Source organism: Sphingomonas faeni (assembly GCF_040407505.1).
Classification (GTDB): domain Bacteria; phylum Pseudomonadota; class Alphaproteobacteria; order Sphingomonadales; family Sphingomonadaceae; genus Sphingomonas; species Sphingomonas faeni_E.
In genome coordinates, this window is record NZ_JAPZPQ010000007.1 from 82,359 (window position 1) to 100,085 (window position 17,727).

A 17,727-nucleotide genomic window follows, 5' to 3' on the forward strand; every position below is an offset into this window, starting at 1 on the left:
GGGGGGAGGTTAGCCGGCGCGGGCTGCTGCTACCGCTTTCTGGAGGTCTTCGAGCGGCAACGCGCCGGACAGGACTCGGTCGCCGACCACCCAGCTTGGTGTACCGGTCATGCCGAGTTTGGCCGCTGTTTCCATGTTCTTGGCAATTTCCACGTCGGCGGTCTTGGTGAAGCTCGCCTGCGTGGTGTCCACTCCCGCCTTGCTCGCCGCCGCGGCGATCGAGGCGTCGCTGACGGGGCCGCCGGCGTAGAGTGCGTCGTGGAAGGTGGCGAACTTGCCTTGTTGCGCGGCGGCGAGGCTCGCGCGGGCGGCGATGCGGCTTTCGGCGCTGAGGATCGGGAGTTCGCGGAAGACGACGCGGACCTTGGGGTCGGCGGCGATCAGCTTGGCGATCATCGGCAGGCTCGCGCGGCAGTATCCGCAATTATAGTCGAAATACTCGACGAGCGTGACGTCGCCCTTGGGGTTGCCGGCCCAGGCGCTGCCGAACGGCGTGACGATCGCGTCGCGGTTGGCGGTGACGGTCTTGCCGGACTCGCGATCGCGCAGTTTCTCCATCGCCTCGGGGAGAATCTCGGGGTGCGCCAGGACATAGTCGTGGACGATCGATTCGACCTGCGCACGCTCGACTCCGCCGGCCTGGCGGTCAAAGCCCCAGACCGTGAGGCCTCCGATGACGGCGCCCGCGACCGCGATCGCCGGGAATGTAAGTTTGCTCATTTGCGGCGCTTATACTGCTTGGGATTGTCGTCCATCTCGTTCTGCGCGGCCATCGCGATATCCTGCGCGCGGATCCAGTCGGTCGTGTTCGCCGGGATGTTCGCGAGGGCATATTGCGCGCTCGCCGAGGCGGTGCGCATGTCGCCGCCCATGCTCGCGCGCTCGGCGGTGGCGAGCGCGGCGCGCGCGGTATCGCCGGTCAGTTCGTAGACGGTGCCGAGCTGCATCCAGGCGAACGGGTTCTGGTCGTCGCGGCCTACCGCGGTGCGCAGGACCCTGGTGGCCTCGGGGTAGTTCGCCTTGTTTTCGGTCGCGATCAGCGCGTGGCCGAAGGTGGTGGCGATCAGCGGGTTGTTGCGCGAACCCTCCGTGGCTTCGCGCAGGGGCACGAGCGACTCGGTCGGCTTGCCCGCTTCGAGCAAAATCTGCCCCTTGATCTCGAGGAAATACGGATCGGTGGGCTCGGCCTTCACAAGTGCGTTGGCTTCGGCGTCGGCTTTGTCGGGGTAGCCAGCTTTGTGATACGCGTAGGCGCGGGCGTAGTGGGCGTAGATCGACTGGTTGCTGGGCGGGTAGGCCTGCAGCGTCTGGTCGGCGGGCATGACGTAGCCGGCGAGCTTGGCCTTCACGCGGCGGAAGCGTTCCTCCAGCGCGGCGTCGGGCTTGTTGGCCCAGGCGGGCGAGGCTTGGAGGTCGGCGGTCAGTGTCGCGACGCGCTCGCCCGAGAGCGGATGCGACTGCATGAAGGGATCGATGTTGGCGGTGCCGAAGCGGTATTCCTGCTGCTGCAGTTTCTTGAAGAAGCTCAGCATGCCGCGGCCGGAGACGTTCGCCTCGCGGAGGAACTTGGCGCCGGTGGCGTCGGCGGTCGATTCCTGGACGCGGCTGAACGAGAGGTAGCTGCCCATCGCCGCCTGCTGGCCTGCCGCCATGATGCCGGCGCCTGCCTCGCCGCTGCCGGCCGCCATCGCGGCGAGGCCGAGGACCATCGAGAGCAGGTACATGCCCATTGCCGGCTTGGTGCCGCGATCGGCGAGGACGACGTGGCCGTCGGCGATGTGGCCGAGTTCGTGCGCGATGACGCCCTGGACTTCGTTGGCGTTGTCGGCGGCCTGGATGAGCCCTGAGTGGACATAGACGGTCTGCCCGCCGGCGACGAACGCGTTGATCGATTCGTCGTTGATGAGGACGACCTTCACGTCGCGCGTCGAAAGTCCGGCCGCCTTGATCAGCGGGTTCGACATCTCCGCGAACATGGTTTCGGTCTCGGCGTCGCGGAGGATCGACTGGGCCTGGAGGGGCGTCGTCCAGAGGAGGAGGGCGGTGGCTGCGGCGGCTACTAGGCGCTTCATATTACGGGGTATCGTCGATTGGGGGCGGGGGGGCAATGGTCGTGCGGCCGGGCGTGCGGTGGAGTGAAGTATAGGAAGTGCAGACGCTGGGAGCGGTTTTGCGGTTGGTGGGCGTGTGGGTGGCATTGGGGGAGGGGAGCAGGGTTTGGGTGTGTAGGACAGGGGTTTGCGGGGGGGCACGCCTTAAGAGGTTGCTGCGCCGGCTGTCAGCCACTTCCCTGGCGATTGATTTCCTCGCTGGCTATCAGGGCACCGCCCCGGCGGAGGCCGGGGTCCAATTGGGGGGCCGGGCTAACTGAGGGTGGCGCTTCGTTATTGCCACCTTTCCAATTGGGCCCTGGCCTTCGCCGGGGTGGTGTTGAGTGGGGGTAGTTCGGCGTGTCTCACGAAGGCGCTGGAACACAAACTCGCACCGCCCCCGCTTCCTTGTTCTCCCGCGAAGGCGGGAGCCCAGTCTGGGTCCCCGCCTTCGCGGGGAAACATACTTTTGTCGGATGGAGCGTCTCACCGGTAGCTTCCGCGCTTCCCTACAAACGAAAACGGGCGCGGCCTTTCGGTCGCGCCCGTTTCTTTAGTCGCAGCGTCCAGCGTTAGCCGAAGGTGCGCTGCCACCAGCCGCGGCGGGGGGCGCCGTCGGGGTCGTCGTTGGTGTCCGAAGTCGCGACGTCCTGGGGCTGGACTTCGGCCTTGGGCGGCGTGGTCGCGATCGGCTCGGCGAGCGGCTCGCTGGTCGGGGCGGCATCGCCGGCATCGACCACGGCTGCTTTCCGCGGACGACCGCGGGGCTTGGCGACCTTGACGGGGGCTTCCTCGACGACCGCCTCTTCAACCGCTGGAGCTTCGACCACCGCGTCCGACGCCTTGCGGCGCGCACGCTTGGGCTTGGGCGCCGACGCTTCGATGGTCTCGGCGGGCGTTGCGCTCACCTCGTCCATCGTCGCCTCCGCAACCGCCTCGCGACGGCGACGACCGGGCTTCGGTGCAGCGGGCTCGGCCGCGACAGGCTCCGGAGCGATCGGCGCCGGAACCACTGGCTCCGGTGCAACCGTCTCGGCTTCCGCCTCGAGGGCGCGTGGCTTGCGGCCACGAGGCGCCTTGGGGGCTGCATCGGCCACCGCCTCGGCGATGTTCGCCGCTGCGGCTGCCGCACGGGCACGCGGACGACGGCGCATCTTCGGACCCTCGGCGACTTCGGCCACTGGGGCTTCCTCGACGGCGGGCTCGAATGCCGGCTCGTAAGGCGGCTCGGCATAGGTCGACTCGACCGGCTCATACGCTTCCGGCTCAGGCGCCTCGGCGATCAGTTGGGCGTCGTCGACGCTGCTGACGGCGACCGACTGGCCGTTCTCGGCGCCCTGCTCGTTGCGGCGACCGCCACGACGTCCCCGACGACCGCGACGACGACGGCCTTCGCCCTCTGCGCCGTTAGCCTGCTCGGATGGCGTACCAGCCGAGACCATTTCGCCACCGCCGACTTCGACGATGTCGCCCTCGACCTCGTCGATCTCCTCGACGTTGGTGTCGGCGTCCTCGAACGTGCCGTCCTCGTTGACGCCCTCTGCCGCACCTTCCTCACCGGGACGTGCACGACCGCGACGACCGCGACGACGACGACGCTTCTTGCCGCCTTCACCATCCGCATCGCGAGCCTCACGGGGCGCACGCTGCTCGCCGTTACCTTCGCGCGGTTCACGACCCCCCTCACGACGACGCGGCTGCTCGGCTTCGGCTTCCTCGACTTCCTCTTCTTCGATCTCGTCCTCGATCTCCTCGGGGAGGTCGTCCTCGTCTTCCTCGATGATCTGGACGAACTTCGGGGCGTGCGCGGGCGGCGGGCCGCTGGCCTCGACCGTCATGTGCGCGCCTTCCTCGTCCTGGCCGGGGATGATCTCGACGATCACGCCGTAGCGATCCTCGATCTCGGCGATGTCGGCGCGCTTGCGGTTGAGGATGTAGACCGCGGCTTCCTGGCTCGCGCGCAGGGTGAGCAGCGAGCCGCGACCACGTGCCGCTTCGTCCTCGATGAGGCGCAATGCGGAGATGCCCGACGACGATGCGGTGCGAACGAGGCCGGTGCCCTCGCAATGCGGGCAGGCGCGGGTCGACGCTTCGAGCACGCCGGTGCGCAGGCGCTGGCGGCTCATTTCCATGAGGCCGAACGACGAGATGCGACCGATCTGGATGCGCGCGCGATCGTTCTTGAGCGCCTCCTTCATCGCCTTTTCGACCTTACGGACGTTGGAATTGTTATCCATGTCGATGAAGTCGATGACGACGAGCCCGGCCATATCGCGCAGGCGAAGCTGGCGGCCGATTTCCTGTGCGGCCTCGAGATTGGTCGCAGTCGCGGTCTGCTCGATCGAATGTTCGCGCGTCGACCGGCCCGAGTTGATGTCGATCGAGACGAGCGCCTCGGTCGGGTTGATGACCAGGTAGCCGCCCGACTTCAGCTGGACGACGGGGTGGTACATCGCGGCAAGCTGATCCTCGACGCCAGCGCGCTGGAACAGCGGCACGGGGTCGGCGTAATGCTTGATGCGCCGCGCGTGCGTCGGCATCAGCAGGCGCATGAATTCACGCGCCTGGCGATAGCCGTCCTCGCCCTCGACGATGACCTCTTCGATTTCCTTGTTGTAGATGTCGCGGATCGCGCGCTTGATCAGGTCGCTGTCGCCGTACACGAGCGCGGGGGCCGACGCCTTGAGCGTGGCTTCGCGGATGCCGTCCCAGAGGCGGGCGAGGTAATCAAAGTCGCGCTTGATCTCGACCTTCGAGCGCTGGAGGCCCGCGGTGCGGACGATGCAGCCCATCGATGGCGGCAACTGCATGTCGGCCATGATCGTCTTGAGACGCTTGCGATCGCCCGCGTTACTGATCTTCCGCGAGATGCCGCCGCCGTGCGACGTGTTCGGCATCAGCACGCAGTAGCGGCCGGCGAGGCTCAGGTACGTGGTCAGCGCCGCGCCCTTGTTGCCGCGCTCTTCCTTGACGACCTGGACGAGCAGCACCTGGCGGCGATGGATCACGTCCTGGATCTTGTAGCGGCGGCGCAGGTTCATGCGACGCTCGCGCAGGTCCTCGACCGCCGCGTCGTCGGCGCTCGGCTTGCGCTTGCGACGGGGGGCGTCACCCGCTTCGCCGCCTTCGAGTTCCTCGGCAACGTCGGGATCTACCCCGCCATCGTCCTCGAAGCGCTCGATGTCGTCCTCGTCGTCACCCTCGTCTTCGTCCGAATCGTAGTCGGCGCGAAGTGCGGCTTCCTCGGCGGCATGCTCGGCTTCCTCACGGAGCAGCGCGTCGCGATCTTCCTTGGGGATCTGGTAGTAATCGGGGTGGATCTCGCTGAACGCGAGGAAACCGTGGCGATTGCCGCCGTAATCGATGAACGCCGCCTGGAGCGACGGCTCGACCCGCGTGACCTTGGCGAGGTAGATATTGCCCTTGAGCTGCTTGCGTTCGGCACTCTCGAAATCGAATTCCTCGATCCGGTTACCTTTGACGACTGCGATCCGGGTCTCTTCCCGGTGGCGTGCGTCGATCAGCATGCGCGTTGTCATTATAGATTCTCCGCGCGCGCGCCGGGCCTGTCGGCAGCCGTCGCGCGCTTGATGGTGGTGCGGTCGGGCACGGACGCCCGGACTCGCGGAAGGTATGCGAAACTGCCTCTGCGCGAAGTGCATGCCGCGGGAACTCTCCCTGCGGCGCCCGCACGACCGCGAGTCCGTCGGCGAAGGCCGGTCGGAGTGCGGGGCGGGGGGAATGCGTCATTCGAGCGTCAACCTGAAGTGCCGCGCCGGCGAGGATCCGCAGGCGGGCGTGAAGACCGGCGCATCGCTGGTAGAAACTAGGCGACACACGGCTGTACGACAGGACTAGCACTGCATACCCGATCTCGCAACTGGCCCCGGAACCGACGCTTTCGCGGGCGTTTCGGCTCGAATTAGGGGCAGCGAGGCGCAGACTTGCCGGGGCGGCAGAGCCTTGCCGGCAAATACATGGCAAACGGCAAATTAACCGCACTGCGCAACCGCGTCTTGTGATGCGAGGCGCTATCGCTCGCTCACAGAGATCGGATGTATCGATCAAAGGGGTGTAGCATGGGTTTTCGCTGGACCGGCGGCAGGACCGCACGGCAAGGACGCGAGGTGTTGACGGTCATCGCCCTCATCGCCGGCTGGCTGGCGAGCGTCCCCGCCTGGGCGGCGACCGTGCAGAGCGTCGCGATCAGGGACGGGCGGATCGTCATCCGCTTCGACGAGGCAGTCGGCGATGCCGCCAGCCGCGTGCTGACGGGGCCGCGCCAGATCGCGGTCGACGTGTCGGGCGCTACGCCGGGGCGGGATGTCTTGGGGCGCGGTCTGGTGACCGGCGTCACGCAGATGCGCAGTGGTCGGTCGGGGATGCGGATGGTGTTCGATCTGGCCGAGCCGGCGATCGTGACCGACGGCGGGTTCGACTCCGATGGCCGCGAGCTGACGCTGGCGTTGCGCACGGTCGATTACGACCAGTTCGCGGAAGCCGGGATCGCCGGGCCGCTGAACTTCTTCCCGTTCAATTTCGGGGCGGCGTCGCGGCCGAAGTACAAAGTCTCGGTGCCGGTGCCGCCCAAGGCGCGGGGCATGAAACTGCCACGCGTGCAGGGCGACGATACGCGGCCGCTGGTGGTGATCGATGCGGGGCACGGCGGTGTCGATCCCGGCGCGATCGGGCCGAACGGACTGCGCGAGAAAGATGTGACGCTGAAGGTCGCAAAGGCGATCCGCGACGAGTTGCTGGCGTCTGGGCGCGTCCGCGTGGCGCTGACGCGGAACGACGACCGCTATCTGATTCTACGCGAGCGGTATGGGGTCGCGCGGCGGCTGAAGGGTGACCTGTTCATCTCGATCCACTGTGACAGCACGGGTTCCGAGAACGCGACCGGGGCGACGGCGTACACGTTGTCTGAGGTGGCTTCGGACAAGGAAGCGGCGCGGCTGGCGGCGCGCGAGAACAAGGCGGACGTGATCTCGGGGGTGAACCTCGGCGAGGCGCCTGCGGACGTGTCGTCGATCCTGATCGACCTGACGCAGCGCGAGACGATGAACGCCTCGGCGACGTTCGCGCGGCTGCTCGGGCGGGAGGCCCGGCCGTTGATGCCGCTGAAGGCGAACTTCCACCGGATGGCGTCGCTGATGGTGCTGAAGGCGCCGGACATGCCGTCGATCCTGTTCGAGACGGGGTATATTTCGAACCCGCAGGACGCGGCGTTCCTGGATAGCGAAGAGGGGCGGCACCGGATCGCGGAGAGCGTGACGCGCGCGGTCGAGGTGCATTTCGCGCGGCGGATGGCAGTTCGGTAAGTTAGGGGAGGGGTTGCTCGCTCCTCCTTGTTCTCCCGCGAAGGCGGGAGCCCAGACTGGACTCCCGCCTTCGCGGGAGAACATGCTTCTGGCGGTCGATACGGTTTCCTCACGCCGCACATCATGTCACAAGTCGCCCGAATTGCTTTGAGGCTGACCAGATGACCGACGCGACGCGGGGCGTAACCGACACGGGCCCCGAGACCAGCATGCGCGAACTGACGTTTCGCGGGATCGTGCTCGGCGGGATCATCACGCTGCTGTTCACCGCGGCCAACGTGTATCTCGGGCTCAAGATCGGGCTGACGTTCGCGACGTCGATCCCGGCTGCGGTGATCTCGATGGCTGTGCTGCAGCTGTTCAAGGATTCGACGATCCTCGAGAACAACATCGTCCAGACGATCGCGTCCGCCGCCGGCACGCTCGCGGCGATCATCTTCGTGTTGCCGGGCCTGGTGATGATCGGCTGGTGGCAGGGCTTTCCGTTCTTCACCACCGCGGCGATCACGATGTTCGGCGGCGTGCTCGGCGTGCTGTTCTCGGTGCCGCTGCGCCGCGCTCTCGTCGTCGACACCGTGCTGCCGTATCCGGAAGGCCGCGCGGCCGCCGAAGTGCTGAAGGTCGGTGCGGGCAGTCGTGAAGGCGGCGAGGAGAGCGCGCGCGGGCTGAGCATCATCGTCGCCAATGCCGTCGTCTCGGCCGGTTTCGCGATCCTGACTCAGACCAAGCTGGTCGCCGCCGAGGCCGCGACGTGGTTTCGCGTCGGCGCGGGTGCGACCGGGATCTCGGGCGGGCTGTCGTTCGCATTGCTCGGCGCGGGGCATCTGGTCGGGATTTCGGTCGGCATGGCGATGTTCGCGGGGGTGGTGATCGGCTGGTGGATATTGCTGCCGATCCTGACCTCGGGTGGCAGCGTCACCGGGACCGCCGAGGTGATCGCCAACACCGTGTTCCGCTCGGACGTCCGCTTCTTCGGTGCAGGCGTGATCGGTGTCGCGGCGATCTGGACGTTGTTGAAGATCGCCGGGCCGGTGGTGGGCGGCGTGCGTTCGGCGCTGGCGGCGTCGGCGGCCAAGCGTGGTGGCGAAGTGCTGGCTCTCGAAGAGCGCGACATTCCGATCGGGATCGTCGGGATCGGCTCGCTCGCGATGCTGGTGCCGATCGGCATCCTGCTGTGGACCGTGCTTCAGGGCGGGCCGCTGGAAGCGTCGGCGATCGGGCTGATCGCGGGCAGCCTGGTGTTCATCCTCGTCATCGGCCTCGTGATCGCGGCGGTGTGCGGGTACATGGCGGGGCTGATCGGCGCGTCGAACTCGCCGGTGTCGGGGATCGGCATCCTCGCGATCCTCGCGGCGTCGATCCTGCTGGTGTCGTGGTTCGGCCGTGCGGTCGAGCCGGGGACGACGCAGGCGCTGGTCGCCTACGGGTTGATCGTAACGGGGATCGTGTTCGGGATCGCGACGATCTCGAACGACAATTTGCAGGATCTGAAGACGGGCCAGCTGGTCGGCGCGACGCCGTGGAAGCAGCAGGTCGCGTTGCTGATCGGCGTGGTGTTTGGGTCGATCGTGGTGCCGCCGGTGCTGAACCTGCTGGGGAGCACGCTTGGGTTCGCAGGGGCGCCGGGGGCGGGGCCGAATGCGCTGGCGGCGCCTCAGGCCGCGTTGATCTCGGCGCTCGCGAAGGGCGTGCTGGGGGGGAACCTCAATTGGGCTATGATCGGGTACGGGGCGCTGACCGGCGTGGTGGTGATCGCGGTCGATGAGTTGCTTGGCAAGGCGGGGAAGCTGCGGTTGCCGCCGCTTGGGGTCGGGCTCGGCGTGTATCTGCCGATGTCGGTGACGTTGCCGGTTACGATCGGGGCTGTCGTCGGGTTTGCGTATGATCGTTGGGCGGACCGGGCTCGGGATCCTGAGCTGGCCAAGCGGATGGGTGTGTTGACCGCGACAGGGATGATCGTCGGGGAGTCGCTGTGGGGCGTCGGCTTTGCGGGAATCGTTTATCTGACGAACCAAGAGACGCCGTTGGCGCTGGTTGGGGATGGGTTTGCTAGCGTGGCGCTGATTGGCGGAACGCTGCTGTTCGCGGTGCTGACGTGGGTGATGTACCGGCGGACCATGGCGGCTTCGCGCTAGTCGCTTGCCCTCACCCTTCCCACCCGGCAAGCGCCGGGCGGGCCCCTTCCCTCTCCCGAGGGGAGAGGGGGTAAGTGAGCTTGTTTCCCCGCGAAGGCGGGGATCCAGGCTGGGCTCCCGCCTTCGCGGGAGAACAAGATTGGGTCGGGACCTAGCCCACTCTACCACCCCGGCGGAGGCCGGGGCCCAATTAGAAAGGTGGGAGTGACGGAGCGCAGCTCGCCGTTATCTGCGTCTCCCAATTGGGCCCCGGCCTTCGCCGGGGTGGTGCTTAGTGTGGGGAAGGGACGCCCCCGCTCACTTCATCGCAGCAAGCATGTCCTTGATCGGTACGAACGCGAAGCCCACCGAACTGTCCGCAATTCCGTACGGCATGAAGATCGTGTCGCCATGCTTCAACGCCCCGCAGCTGTAGACGACGTTGGGCACATACCCCTCGCGGTCCTGGTCCTTCGCGGCGAGGATCGGCTGGCTCGTCCGGCCGATCACCTTTGACGGATCGTCCTTGTCGAGCAGCACCGCGCCGATCGAGTATTTGCGCATCGCGCCGACCCCGTGGGTCAGCAGCAGCCAGCCCTCGTCGAGCTCGATCGGCGGGCCGCAATTGCCGATCTGCACCAGCTCCCACGGATATTCGGGCGTCAGGATCTTCTCGCCGTCGTCCCAGTCGGTCAGCGTGTCGGACTTGAGCAGGAACAAATTCTCGCCGTCCTGACGGCCGATCATCATGTACTGGCCGTTCACCTTCCGCGGGAACAGGGCCATGCCCTTGTTGCGCGCGGCGGGGCCGGTCATCGGCACGAGGTCGAACGCGCGGAAATCGCGGGTGCGCATCAGTTCGGACTGGATCACCGAGCCATTATACGCGGTATAGGTGCCGATCCACTCGTAATCGCCGTCTTCGTGCTGGAAGCGGACAATGCGGAGATCCTCGAGGCCCTTCGACTGCGCCTGCGTGATCGGGAAGATCACCGTGCCGCTCAGCGTGCTGTCGCGGTGGCGATAGACGGTGACGGGGCCGATCGGCATCTCGTCCTCGCCGCTGCCGACCGCATCCGTGGCCGTCGCGAACGGCGGCTCGGGTGCGAGCTTCATCTGGTTTTCGCAGGTGATGATGCCCTCGCGGAACGCCACCGACGAGATGTGACCCTCGCCGACCGCGCGCAGGCTCATGAGAATGCGCATCGAGCCCGGCGGCATGCCCGACTGATCGAAATGCGGCACCGCACTGGGGTTCATCAGCGCGGCGGCGGCATAGCTGTATTCGTGGCAGAAATAGGCGCCGATCAGCTGACGCTTCTCGTCGCCGATCTCCGCGCCGTTCAGCCCGAGCATGTCCTCGATCTGGTCGTAGCGCGTCATGAACACGCGCCGCGTCTGCCAGTGGCGTGCCTCGAAATCCTTCAGCACGACCTCGAGCTGCGCGCGCGCCTGTGCGGGCGACATCTCCAGCACTTCGCCGACGAGCCGCTCGGTGCGGCTCGGTGCGCCGCCATGACCGCCCCAGGCGATATGGAACGGCCGCACGACGACACGCGAAGGGTCCGCGTGCAGCCGCAGCTGGTGGTTGAACAGATCCATCGTAGCAGTGCCCCGCGTCGTTCCACTCAGCGCACCGTCGCCTGTCAGGCTGTCACTAGCGTGGCTAGGCGACGACGCGCGCCGCTCCTGCCACGCTTTGCGCTGCCTTTGATACCCCTGAAATGGCACAACTTGCGAGTTGGAGCGCCAAAATCGACTCGGCACCCTGGTTTCGGTTGAGCCCGTTGGGCATCAGACCGTCATAGCAACCGCCGTCCGCGACGCTAGCAAGCGGCAGGTCGAGGTCGTTGACGCCGAGGAACCAGCCGTAGGCGCGCAACGCCTCGTCACGCCAGCGCACGTCGCCGGTCGCGTCATACGCTGCGGCGCATGCATCGACGGTTGCCTGCGCCTCGAGCGGCTGCTGGTCGAACTGCAACGGCTCTGCGTAAGGGCGGTTGAAGCTCTCCGACCCGACCGCACGGAAGCGACCCTCGGGCGAGGTCTGCTTGGCGACGATCCAGTCGAGCGTGGCGAGACCACAGTCGATCAGGTCCTGCCGCCCGAGCGCCTGACCTGCACGGATCAGCGCCTGCGGAAGGCGCGTATTGTCGTAGGCGAGGACGATCTCGAACCACTGCCATTCCGGACGGCGCGCCTTGGCGAGCAGGTCGAGATGCACCTTGGGGAAGGCTTCGAGGATCGACAGCGACAGCTGGTGACCGGGCTTGGCCTCCAGCATCGCCGCCGCGCCGAGCATTGCGAAGGCCTGCGCGCGCAAGGAACCAAGTTCGAGGGCCATCGACGCGGTCGAATCGAACATCGCGGTAGCCCAGTCGCGGTGCTTGGCCGCCTGCGCATCGCGCGCGGTGACGCCGAGCGACCAGAGCGTGCGGCCGTTCGAATCTTCCGACCCCGAATCCTCGCACCAGGTGCGATCGAAGTTCATGAAGTTGCGGAAGCGGCGCGTGTCCGGGTTCCAAGCGTATTGCACGAACGACGCGTAGATCGTCATCCACTTGTCGCGCGTCACGTCGTCGAGACCCGGCATCGCGCTCATCAACATCAGCGCGCGGCAGTTGTCGTCGATGCAATAGCCGTGGCGGCGATCGGGGATCGAATAGATCGAATGCTGGAGCATGCCGGTCGAATCGCTCATCCGCTCGACCGCGGCGAAATCAGGCGTGAGTTGCTTCAGCGGGGCTGGCACCTTGGCGAGGCGAAAAGGGCGCGCCGCCACGATCGCACGGATCTCCGTCATCATCGCCTCGGCGAGCTTCGGCCAGATCATCGTGCGGCCGCGCGCATAGGCGCGCTCGGCGAGGCGATTGCGATCGCGGTCGTTCGACATCAGCGCATCGATCTCGCGCGCGAACGCATCGACGTCGCCGAACGGGACGAGCACGCCGTGGCCATCCGCGAGGATTTCGGTCGCATGCACGTACGGCGTCGAGATGACGGGCTTGCCGACGCCGATCGCGTAGCTGAGCGTGCCCGACGTGATCTGCGCGGGGTTGGTGTACGGCGTCACATAGACGTCCGACGCCTGGAGATAATCGAGCAGTTCGCCATGTTCGAGGAAGGCATCGACGAACGACACGTTGTCGGCGACACCCTTCTCGGCGGCGAGCGCCTTCAACTTGTCGCGGTACTTCTCGCCCTCGTACGCGACGAGGTTCGGATGGGTCGCGCCGAGCACGACGTACAATAGGTCTGGATGCTTCGCTATTACCGCGGGCAGCGCGTTGATGACCGTCTCGATCCCCTTGTTGGGCGCGAGCAGGCCGAACGTCAGCATGACCTTCCGCCCTTCCCAGCCGAACTTGTCCTTTAGTACGGCGGGATCGAGCAGGTCGCGATCGGGCACGCCGTGCGGGATCATGACGATCTGGCGCGAATTGGCGCCGTAGACGCGCTGGAGGATGTCGCGGCCACGCTCGGCCATGACGATCACGCGGGCGGCGCGACGCAGCAGCCCTTCGAGCACGCGGCGCTCGTCGGCATTGGGCTTTTCAAGGATCGTGTGCAGCGTGACGATGACGGGCAGCGTGGTGCGATCGAGCAGCGCGAGGATGTGCTCGCCTGCCGGGCCACCGAAGATGCCGTATTCGTGCTGGAGCCAGATCGCCTGTGCGCCGCTGGCCTCGATCTTCCGTGCGGTGTCGATGTATGCCGACAGTTCGGGCTCGGGGATCGTGCCGGTGACTTCGGCCGGATAGTCGTATTTGCCGGGATGATCGTCCATCGCATAGACGTCGACGGCGATCTCGGGGAAGCGCGCGCGCATGGCCGTGAAAACGTCGGTCGTGAAGGTGGCGATGCCACACTGTCTCGGCAGGAAATTACCGATCAGCGCCAGTCGCGCGATATTCCCACCGTCCGCCGGTTTCACCATACCCTGTCCCTCGTTTGAGCGCGCACTTCTGGGAGAACCCGGTCGCGCATCCATTTGAACGGTTCAGGTAGCATAAAGTTTCATCACATACTGCAGTGCAGCACGGGAATAATATCAATCTAAATCAAATCGATATTTCGCGTCGTCGTCCTGGGCCCTCAACCGCGGCCACGATAGGAGGCGACTCCCTGGTCCGGCAGCCACAGATCTTGCGGCGGTGCACTCGATTGCCAGAACACGTCGATTGGGATTCCACCGCGCGGATACCAGTAGCCGCCGATGCGCAGCCACACCGGTTTCATCTCGTCGAACAGGCGCTCGCCGATGCCGACGGTGCAGTCTTCGTGGAACCCGGCATGGTTGCGGAAGCTGCTCAGGAACAGCTTCAGCGACTTCGACTCGACGATCGTCTCGCCGGGGACGTAGTCGATCACGAGGTGCGCGAAGTCAGGCTGGCCGGTGACGGGGCACAGCGACGTGAACTCGGGCGCCGCGAACCGCACCAGATACGTCCGGCCCGGCCGCGGGTTCGGAACATAATCGAGCACGGCCTCTTCTGGAGAGGCGGGGAGGGCACTGTTCTGGCCGAGATGCAATGGGTTCTGGGGAGCGGTCATGTGCCGCCATGTAGGATGCGATGACGCGCAAGAAAACCACACTCGTACCGATCCTCGGTGACCAGCTCACGATCGACATCGCCTCGCTGCGGGACTGTGATCCCGAAACCACCATCGTGCTGATGATGGAGGTCGACGAGGAGACGACCTATGTCCGTCACCACAAGCGCAAGATCGCGTATATCCTGTCGGCGATGCGGCACCACGCCGAGGCGCTGCGCGAGGCGGGGTGGACGGTCGAATACACGCAGCTCGACGACCCCGACAATGCGGGCAGCTTCACCGGCGAGATCGCGCGCGCGGTCGAGCGGCATGACCCCGAGCGGATCGTCGTCACCGAGGGCGGCGAGTGGCGGGTGATGGCGATGCTCGAAAGCTGGGAGACGCTGTTCGGCATCCCCGTCGAGATCCGCAGCGACGATCGGTTCCTCGCCAGCCATGCCGATTTCGAGACCTGGGCGGCGGAGCGAAAAACGCTCACGATGGAGTGGTTCTATCGCCAGATGCGGACGCGCACCGGGTTGTTGATGACCGCCGGCAAGCCCGAGGGCGATCGCTGGAACTTCGACAAGGAGAACCGGAAGCCCGCAAAGAACGACCTGCTGATGCCGCGCCCGCTGGTGTTCAAGCCGGACGCGATCACGCAAGGTGTGCTGGCGCTGGTGGCGGAGCGGTTCGCGGATCATCCCGGGAGCCTCGACGGGTTCGAGTACGCCGTGACCGCGAAAGATGCGGAGCGGCAGGCGGCGAACTTCTTCCGCCACGCGCTGGCGCAATTCGGCGACTACGAGGACGCGATGCTGACGGGCGAGCGGCATCTGTGGCACTCGATCCTGTCGCCGTACATCAATTCGGGGCTGCTCGATCCGCTCGATTTGTGCCGTCGCGCGGAGGCGGAGTATCGCGCCGGTCGCGCACCGCTTAACGCGGTCGAGGGGTATATCCGTCAGATCATCGGCTGGCGCGAATATATGCGCGGGATCTACTGGCGCGAGGGACCGGATTACGTCGAGCGTAACTTCCTCGACCACCACCGCGAGTTGCCCGGCTGGTACTGGACCGGCGAAACCGACATGCACTGCCTGCGCGAGGCGATCGGCCAGACGCTGGAGACCGCGCACGCGCACCATATCCAGCGGCTGATGGTGACGGGCAATTTCGCGCTGCTGATCGGCGCGGACCCGGCCAAGGTGCACCTCTGGTATCTCGAGGTGTATGTCGACGCCTACGAGTGGGTCGAGCTGCCCAATACGCTGGGGATGAGCCAGTTCGGCGATGGCGGCTTGTTGGGGTCTAAGCCGTATATCTCGTCGGGCGCGTATATCGACCGGATGTCCGATTATTGCGGGACGTGCCGGTACAATGTGAAGCAGCGGATCGGGCCGGATGCGTGTCCGTTCAACGCGCTGTACTGGGATTTCCTCGCGCGGCACGAGGACAAGCTGGGACGCAACAACCGGCTGGCGATGCCGTATCGCAACTGGGCGAAACAGTCCGAGGCGGACCGTGAGGCGACGCGCGCGCAGGCGGCCGGGTTCCTCGCGTCCCTCGACGCAAGCGGCCCGGCTGGCTACTGACCGATCGAGCACAAGGAGCTGCATATGGACGCGTTGGTAAGCACCGAATGGCTGGCGAACGAACTGGGCGCGAGTGATCTTCGGATCGTCGACGCGACCTACGCCGAGGGCCGCGATGCGGCGGCGGAGCATGAGGCGGCGCACATCCCCGGCGCGGTGTTCATGAACCTCAGCGAGTTGCGCGATACCGACAGCGACCTGCCGAATACTCTGCCCTCGGCGGAGAAGTTCGCGAGCCGGATGCAGACGCTGGGGCTCGGCGATGGCAGCCGGATCGTGCTGTACGACAGCTCCCCCTGGCACACGGCCGCGCGCGCGTGGTGGTTGCTGCGGCTGTTCGGTGCGCCCAACGTCGCGATCCTCGATGGCGGGTTTGCCAAGTGGCAGGCCGAGGGGCGCGACACCGCATCCGGCAGGGAAACGCCGCGGCATCGCCACTTCACGACCTGGGCGGACCTGAAGGGCGTGCGCGATCTCGACCAGATGAAGGCGAACGTCGCAAGCGGGGCGGAGCAGGTGCTCGACGCGCGGTCCGCGTCGCGCTTCACCGGTGCGGAGGAAGACCCGCGGCCGGGCACCGCGCCGGGGCATATTCCGGGCTCGAAGAATTTGCCGCAGGGCGCCATGTTCAATGCGGACGGCACGTGGAAGACCGGCGACGCGCTGAAGGCCGAGTTCGACAAGGCGGGCATCGACCTGACGAAGCCGATCGTGATGACCTGCGGCTCGGGTATCACCGCGTCGGTGCTGGCGTTCGGCGCGCACCTGCTCGGCAACGACGCGGCGCTGTACGACGGCAGCTGGTCCGAATGGGGCGGCGATCCCGAGACACCCAAGGCGACAGGCACGGCATGAGCGACACGAACAAGCCGGTCGGCGACGCGACCAAGGTCGTCCTCGCCGGTCGTCGCCCGGAATGGACTCAAGGTATCGTCAGCCCGCCGGTCTGGCGCGCCTCGACGATCCTGTACGATTCGGTCGGCCATCTCCGCGAGAGCGCCACGCGCGATACGCATCACCGGCTGTTCTACGGGCGCAAGGGCACGCCGACGCAGTGGAGCCTCGCCGACGCGTTGACCTCGCTCGAGCCCGGTGCGGAGGGGACGTTCCTCTATTGCTCGGGCGTCGCGGCGATCGCGGCGGCGTTGCTGTCGGTGCTGTCGCCGGGCGACGAGCTGCTGCTGGTCGACAGCGCCTATGATCCGACGCGTGGGATGGCGGGCGGGCTGCTCAAGCGGTTCGGTATCACCACGCGCTATTACGACCCGATGATCGGCGCGGGGATCGCCGACCTGATCGGCGAAAATACGCGGGCGATCTTCATGGAAAGCCCCGGATCGCTGAGCTTCGAGGTACAGGACGTCCCCGCGATCGTCGCCGCCGCGAAGGCGAGGGGTGTGACCACCCTGCTCGACAACACCTGGGCCACCCCGCTGTTCTTCCCCGCGATCGAGCGCGGCGTCGACCTGACGATCCTAGCCGGCACGAAATACGTGGTCGGCCATTCGGACGTCATGCTCGGCTCGGTCACCGCCGCGCCCGGTCACTTCAAGAAATTGCGCGAGACGAGTTTCCAGCTCGGCCAGGTCGCCAGCCCCGACGATTGCTGGCTCGGCAGCCGGGGCTTGCGCACGATGGCGGTCCGCCTCGCGCAGCATCAGTCGAGCGCGCTGACCATCGCGAAGTGGCTCCAAGGCCGCCCCGAAGTCGCGCAGGTGCTCCACCCCGCGCTTCCCGATTGCCCCGGCCACGACCTGTTCGTCCGCGACTTCAAGGGCTCCAGCGGGCTCTTCTCGTTCGTCCTCAACGGCGGCAACGAGGCATCGCGCGCCGCCCTGATCGATACCCTGCAACTGTTCGGCATCGGCTATAGCTGGGGCGGCTTCGAAAGCCTCGCCATCCCCGCCGACCCACACCGCTATCGCAGTGTCACCAAGCGCGACGCCGCAGGCCCGATGGTCCGCCTCCAGATCGGCCTCGAAGACCCCGCCGACCTGATCGCCGATCTCGAAGCCGGGCTCGCCGCCTTCTCTGCCGCAAAGGTCTAGACGATTTCCGATCGAGGCGTGTC

The 17,727-nt window shown here is 66.5% G+C and carries 11 protein-coding genes; 5 read left to right on the top strand and 6 right to left on the bottom strand.

The window, feature by feature from the left end; translation table 11 throughout:
• Window positions 1-9: 9 nt before the first annotated feature.
• The 3 genes from O6X71_RS17820 to O6X71_RS17830 all read right to left on the bottom strand — a co-directional run bounded on the left by O6X71_RS17820 (window position 10) and on the right by O6X71_RS17830 (window position 5,617).
• On the bottom strand, window positions 10-720 hold the full coding sequence (locus O6X71_RS17820) for a DsbA family protein (RefSeq protein ID WP_353467077.1): 711 nt from the start codon (window positions 718-720) through the stop codon (window positions 10-12).
• A complete protein-coding gene (locus tag O6X71_RS17825; RefSeq protein WP_107963212.1) occupies window positions 717-2,072 on the bottom strand; it encodes a M48 family metalloprotease in 1,356 nt (451 codons plus the stop codon). The genes O6X71_RS17820 and O6X71_RS17825 overlap by 4 nt, the downstream gene beginning before the upstream one ends.
• 590 nt (window positions 2,073-2,662) lie before the next feature.
• The gene (locus tag O6X71_RS17830) at window positions 2,663-5,617 is read right to left on the bottom strand and encodes an Rne/Rng family ribonuclease (RefSeq protein ID WP_353467150.1); all 2,955 of its coding nucleotides are present in this window, start codon (window positions 5,615-5,617) and stop codon (window positions 2,663-2,665) included.
• A 552-nt stretch (window positions 5,618-6,169) separates the two neighbouring features.
• Here O6X71_RS17830 and O6X71_RS17835 point away from each other — a divergent pair.
• Together O6X71_RS17835 and O6X71_RS17840 are read left to right on the top strand one after the other, a co-directional pair.
• A complete protein-coding gene (locus O6X71_RS17835) occupies window positions 6,170-7,411 on the top strand; it encodes an N-acetylmuramoyl-L-alanine amidase (protein ID WP_353467078.1) in 1,242 nt (413 codons plus the stop codon).
• 161 nt (window positions 7,412-7,572) lie between these two features.
• Window positions 7,573-9,546 carry an OPT family oligopeptide transporter gene (locus O6X71_RS17840; RefSeq protein ID WP_353467079.1) on the top strand — a complete coding sequence of 658 codons (1,974 nt, stop codon included), beginning with the start codon at window positions 7,573-7,575 and terminating at the stop codon, window positions 9,544-9,546.
• 297 nt (window positions 9,547-9,843) lie between these two features.
• Here O6X71_RS17840 and O6X71_RS17845 read toward each other — a convergent pair whose 3' ends face one another.
• The 3 genes from O6X71_RS17845 to queF all read right to left on the bottom strand — a co-directional run bounded on the left by O6X71_RS17845 (window position 9,844) and on the right by queF (window position 14,079).
• Window positions 9,844-11,127, bottom strand: a complete 1,284-nt coding sequence (locus O6X71_RS17845) for a glycoside hydrolase family 130 protein (protein WP_056051630.1) — start codon at window positions 11,125-11,127, stop codon at window positions 9,844-9,846.
• Between the two features lie 64 nt (window positions 11,128-11,191).
• Entirely contained in the window at window positions 11,192-13,462 is a 2,271-nt protein-coding gene (locus O6X71_RS17850) for a glycosyltransferase family 4 protein (protein WP_353467080.1), read from the bottom strand.
• 158 nt (window positions 13,463-13,620) lie between these two features.
• A complete protein-coding gene (gene queF, locus O6X71_RS17855; RefSeq protein ID WP_056411723.1) occupies window positions 13,621-14,079 on the bottom strand; it encodes a preQ(1) synthase in 459 nt (152 codons plus the stop codon).
• A gap of 20 nt (window positions 14,080-14,099) precedes the next feature.
• On the opposite strand from queF, the gene O6X71_RS17860 reads away from it, so the two are divergent.
• The 3 genes from O6X71_RS17860 to metC are packed head-to-tail and all read left to right on the top strand — an operon-like array spanning window position 14,100 to window position 17,704.
• Window positions 14,100-15,656, top strand: a complete 1,557-nt coding sequence (locus tag O6X71_RS17860) for a cryptochrome/photolyase family protein (protein WP_353467081.1) — start codon at window positions 14,100-14,102, stop codon at window positions 15,654-15,656.
• A 24-nt stretch (window positions 15,657-15,680) separates the two neighbouring features.
• On the top strand, window positions 15,681-16,511 hold the full coding sequence (locus tag O6X71_RS17865) for a sulfurtransferase (protein ID WP_353467082.1): 831 nt from the start codon (window positions 15,681-15,683) through the stop codon (window positions 16,509-16,511).
• Entirely contained in the window at window positions 16,508-17,704 is a 1,197-nt protein-coding gene (gene metC, locus O6X71_RS17870; RefSeq protein WP_353467083.1) for a cystathionine beta-lyase, read from the top strand. The genes O6X71_RS17865 and metC overlap by 4 nt, the downstream gene beginning before the upstream one ends.
• Window positions 17,705-17,727 lie beyond the last annotated feature (23 nt).